This is a genomic window from Mycobacterium asiaticum (assembly GCF_001673635.1).
Taxonomy (GTDB): Bacteria; Actinomycetota; Actinomycetes; order Mycobacteriales; family Mycobacteriaceae; genus Mycobacterium; species Mycobacterium asiaticum_C.
The window spans coordinates 1-1,297 of the sequence record NZ_LZMH01000045.1 but is presented as its reverse complement, the minus strand read 5'-3'; the positions used below and the strand labels follow the sequence as shown (position 1 = coordinate 1,297).

Genomic DNA, 1,297 nt, shown 5'->3' with positions numbered 1-1,297 from the left:
CCACAGCTTGTCAGACCCTCCTGTCAGGATGGGGTTATGTCTTCGATCGCGTCGCCGCCGGTGGGGCTGCGGCCTATGGATCGGTTGGAGGTGTTGTTCGAGGAGTTGGCGGAGTTGGCCGGGCATCGTAATGCCATTGATGGGCGGCTGGTGGAGATCGCCGCCGAACTTGAGCGCGACGAATTGTGGGGCATGACCGGGGCGCGCTCGCTGGAGATGGTGATGGGCTGGAAGATGGCCCTGTCCTCGGCGAACGCGAAAACGATCACCGCGATCGCGCGCCGGCTCGAGGAGTTCCCGCAGTGCGCGGCCGGGTTGCGGGAGGGTCGGGGTTCGAGTTTGACCGCGGTGCGCAGCTGGTTGACCGTGGCCACCGCAGCCAGTTGCGCGTAATGGGCATCCGAGCCCGCACCACCTCGGGCGGCGATGACCCCGACCTGATCCAGCGAGAGCCGACCCTCCCGCAACCCGGCCGCGCACTGCGGGAACTCCTCGAGCCGGCGCGCGATCGCGGTGATCGTTTTCGCGTTCGCCGAGGACAGGGCCATCTTCCAGCCCATCACCATCTCCAGCGAGCGCGCCCCGAGCATCACCAAGACCTCCGATGAGGCGGGCAGTTGCTATCGGATCAAACTCGACCACCACGACGCGGCGAAGTTCGACGCCGCCCTGGCCTCGCACCGCGACGGGTTGATCGCCCAGTGGAAACGCGACCACCCCGACGGCGAGACCGCCGGTGAGGCCGAGCACGACCAGGCGCGTGCGCCGTTGCCGGGCAGCGGGGAGGCGCTGATGGCGCTGATCGAGGCCGGCTGGGACAGCGACGTCAACCGCCGCCCCCACGGCCAGCACACCACCGTGGTGGTGCATCTGGATGTGGACAAGCCCGCCGCCGCCGCGTTGCACCTGGGACCGGTGCTGACCGACGCCGAACGCCACTACCTCACTTGTGATGCCACCTACGAGGTGTGGTTCGAACGCGACGGTGTGCCGATCGGCGCCGGCCGCAAAACCCGCGAGATCAACCGCCGCCTGCGCCGCGCCCTCGAACACCGCCACCGCAGCTGCGCGGTCCCCGGTTGCGGGGCCACCCGAGGCCTGCACGCCCACCACATCCAACACTGGGAACACGGCGGCCCCACCGAACTACACAACCTGATCCTGCTCTGCCCCTACCACCACCGGGCACATCACCGCGGCCTGATCACCATCACCGGACCCGCCGACCAACTCCTGGTCACCGACAGCGAGGGCCACACCCTGACCTGCGCCTCCCTGGCACGCCCACCCACCACAC

2 protein-coding genes and 1 pseudogene are annotated in these 1,297 nt (G+C 68.8%); 2 read left to right on the top strand and 1 reads right to left on the bottom strand.

Annotated features, from left to right (window positions below; genetic code table 11):
* The first annotated feature begins 36 nt into the window (after positions 1–36).
* Positions 37–393, top strand: coding sequence for a DUF222 domain-containing protein (locus A5645_RS28730; protein WP_155768002.1), 357 nt, complete (start codon positions 37–39; stop codon positions 391–393).
* On the opposite strand, the pseudogene A5645_RS28725 reads toward A5645_RS28730, so the two are convergent.
* Positions 369–548, bottom strand: a pseudogene (locus A5645_RS28725) (DUF222 domain-containing protein); the annotation flags it as partial. The gene A5645_RS28730 and the pseudogene A5645_RS28725 sit on opposite strands and share 25 nt — an antisense overlap.
* Here A5645_RS28725 and A5645_RS13725 point away from each other — a divergent pair.
* Positions 514–1,297: HNH endonuclease signature motif containing protein (locus A5645_RS13725; RefSeq protein ID WP_436405498.1), on the top strand; the 784-nt coding region annotated here is incomplete at its 3' end. The pseudogene A5645_RS28725 and the gene A5645_RS13725 overlap by 35 nt on opposite strands.